Source organism: Streptomyces sp. NRRL S-495, from assembly GCF_000966955.1.
Classification (GTDB): domain Bacteria; phylum Actinomycetota; class Actinomycetes; order Streptomycetales; family Streptomycetaceae; genus Kitasatospora; species Kitasatospora purpeofusca.
In genome coordinates, this window is record NZ_JZWY01000529.1 from 1 (window position 1) to 2,772 (window position 2,772).

The following is a 2,772-nucleotide window of genomic DNA, read 5'->3' on the forward strand; positions in this document are numbered from 1 at the left end:
GCTCGGCGGTCAGCTCAGGCCGGCCCAGGTAGCCGCGGGCCAGCCGGTCGCCGCCGAGGTACAGCTCGCCGGTGACACCCGGCGGCACCGGCTGCCCGGCTTCGTCGAGGACGTGGCAGCGGGCGAGCGGGGTGCCGATCGGGGTGCTGCCCGGTCCGGCGGCGTCGGCGGTGACCTCGTGCACGGTGACGCCGACGGTGGCCTCGGTCGGGCCGTAGTGGTTGAACACCGCGCACCGGCCGAGGGCGGCCAGGCCGGCGGCCCACGGCCAGGCCGAGGCCTCGCCGCCGAGCACCAGCGACCGGCGCGGCAGCAGCCGCTCCATCGGGGCGTCGGCGCTCAGCGCGGCCAGGTGCGAGGGGGTCATCTTGAGGTGGTCGAGGTCCAACGCCTCGATCCGCTCGGCGAGTTCGGCCCCGGCGATCCGGCGCGGCAGCAGGTGGACCCGGCCGCCGGTGCTCAGCGCGAGGTAGAGCATCGTCATGCTGAAGTCGAAGGCCAGCGACTGCAGTAGCCCGTAGCCGGCACCCGGCTCGATCCGCAGCCGTTCCCGCACCCCGGCCAGGTAGTTGAGGATCTGGCGGTGCTGGACGGCGACACCCTTGGGGGTGCCGGTGGAGCCGGAGGTGTAGATGACGTAGGCCAGGTGGTCCGGTCCCGAGAGCTCCGGCAGCGGCTCGGTGTCCCGCGGCGGCGGCGCGGTGTCCAGCAGCAGCACGGCGACGTCGTGGCCGGGGAAGCGGTCGCGCAGCGCCGAGTCGGTGAGCAGGACCCGGACCTCGGCGTCGGCGACCAGGTGGGCGAGCCGGGCGGGCGGCTGCTCCGGGTCCAGCGGCAGATAGGCGCCGCCGGCCTTCAGCACCCCGAGCAGGGCCACCGCCAGCTCGGGCGACTGCTCCAGGCAGACCGCGACCCGGTCGTCCGGGCCGACGCCGAGCGCGCGCAGCCTGCGGGCGAGCCCGGTGGCGCGCTCGTCGAGCTCGCGGTAGCTGACGGTGCGGCCCTCGGCCTCCAGGGCCGGCCGGTCGGGGTGGGCGCGGGCGGTGGCGGCGAGCAGGGCGGTCAGCGTGGCCGGGGCGCCGTCCGGGTCGGGCAGTGCGGGCCCGGCGGCCCAGCGCTCCAGGACGTCCCGCCGCTCGGCGGGGGTGGCCAGGGGCAGCCGGGAGATCGGCCGGTCCGGGTCGGCGACCGCCGCCGCGAGGAGGAGCTCGAAGCGCTCGACCAGTCGGCGCACGGTCGCGGCGTCGAACAGGTCGGTGCGGTAGGTGAGCAGCCCGTAGAGGCCGCCGTCGGACTTCTCCCGCAGGTAGAACGCGAGGTCGGTGCGGGTGGTGGCGGCCTCGTGCCCGAAGCTCTCGGCGGTCGGCGCGCCGGGGGAGGCCGGGGAGTCGGGGGAGTCCGCGGGCTCGGGGGCGGACGCGGCACCGCGCTCGCCGTAGTTCTGGTAGGCGAAGCTGACCTGGAACACGGCGGAGCGGCTGACATCGCGCTCGATGTCCAGATCGGCCACCATCTGCTCGAACGGCACCTCCTGGTGGGTGTACGCGTCGAGGGTGGTGCCGCGGACCCGGCCGAGCAGCTCGGCGAAGCTCGGATCGCCCTCCAGTCGGGCCCGGATCGGCAGCATATTGACGAACAGGCCGACCACGCCTTCGAGTTCGCGGTGCAGGCGGCCGGCCACCGCCGAACCTATCGCGAAGTCCCGCCGCCCGGCGTGCCGGCCGAGCAGGGTCTGCAGCGCCGCCATCAGCACCATGTACCCCGACGCGCCCGAGGACCGGGCCAACTCGGCGACGCCCCGCCCGAGTTCACTGCTCCAGTGGAACTCGGTGGCGGCCCCCTCGAAGGTCAGCACCGGCGGCCGGGGCTGGTCGGTCGGCAGTTCCAGGGCCGGGACGCCGCGCAGCTCCTCGCGCCAGTACGCCCGGGAGCCCGCCAGCGCCTCGCCGGCCAGCCGCTCCCGCTGCCAGCCCGCGTAGTCGCCGAACTGCACCGGCAGTTCGGGCAGCCGGTCCGGGGTGCCGTGCGCGTGCCGGGCGTACAGCGCGTCGAGTTCGCGGTGCAGGATGTCGAGCGACCAGCCGTCACTGACGATGTGGTGCATGACCAGGGCGAGCACGTGCTCGTCCGGCGCGGTGCGCACCAGCAGGGCGCGCAGCAGCGGGCCCTCGGCCAGGTCGAACGGTCGCGCCACCCGCTCGCCGACCTCGCGAGCGGCCCGTCCGGCCGGGTCCCGATCGCCGCTAGCGTCCACGAACTCGGCGGGCCCGGGTTCGGCGATCCGGACCTCGGCGGTGCCCTCGGGGGTGGCGGGGAAGCTCATCCGCAGCGCCTCGTGCCGGGCGAGCAGCTCGGTGAGTGCGGCGTCGAGCGCGGTGCGGTCCAGCGGGCCGCGCAGCCGGCGGGCCGGGGCCAGCGCCCAGGCGGTGGAGCCGGGTGCGAACTGGTCCATGAACCAGAGGCGTTCCTGCCCGCTGGAGAGCGGGACCGCGCTGCCCGGGGGCCGGACGGGGACGGTGGCCGCGGGGGCCGCGCCGACGGGGGTGCCGCCGCCGGGTGCCGGTGCGGTGGCGTCCGCGGCCGCGGTGGTGCCGGCGGCCGCGCGCAGGCGCTGGGCGAGCAGGGCGCGTTTGGTCGCGGACAGCCCGGCCGCGGGGTCCTGGAGGTCGGTCATGGGTTGTTCCATTCGGCGCTCGTCGGGCGGCGGCTGCGGTGCCGTCGGGCGGAATCGCCACGGGGCGGGCCGCCGCGGGGGAGGGGGCGCGGGGCAGG

Annotated in this window: 1 protein-coding gene; it reads right to left on the reverse strand. The window is 76.6% G+C overall.

Annotated elements, in window-relative coordinates; all coding sequences use genetic code 11:
• Positions 1-2,674 (reverse strand): condensation domain-containing protein (locus tag VR45_RS26020; RefSeq protein WP_045942274.1); only part of this gene is annotated, 2,674 nt, incomplete at its 3' end.
• Positions 2,675-2,772 lie beyond the last annotated feature (98 nt).